Origin of the sequence: Paraburkholderia sp. SIMBA_054 (assembly GCF_046534875.1) — a bacterium.
Classification (GTDB): Bacteria; Pseudomonadota; Gammaproteobacteria; order Burkholderiales; family Burkholderiaceae; genus Paraburkholderia; species Paraburkholderia hospita.
Genome location: NZ_JAWRXV010001144.1, coordinates 1 through 257, shown reverse-complemented (window position 1 = coordinate 257; position 257 = coordinate 1). Strand labels below are relative to the sequence as shown.

The window sequence follows — 257 nt, the reverse complement described above, 5'->3', positions numbered from 1 at the left end:
GGGCGGGAGTTTCTCAAAATCAACGAGCCGACATCGGCCGGTATATAGCTGCATTTAGTTGGCATGCAGACGTCCTGCAGGGTTTTGAGCGCTCCGGCTTGTGATGCCCTATGGTGGCATTCGGCGAGCCAGATCGGGTGCGGCATATCCTGTTTGACGGTGGGAAATAGAAGGCGACAGCGGCTATCGAGGAGCATATTGAATCGCTGCGTGTGTCGGTAGGACATCCGTGGATAGAGCGAGGCGCCGCTCGCACC

At 57.6% G+C, this 257-nt stretch carries 1 protein-coding gene; it reads right to left on the bottom strand.

Annotation, left to right across the window (positions count from 1 at the left end; genetic code table 11):
* Positions 1-197: hypothetical protein (locus SB822_RS58740; protein WP_410859328.1), on the bottom strand; the 197-nt coding region annotated here is incomplete at its 3' end.
* Between the last annotated feature and the right edge of the window lie 60 nt (positions 198-257).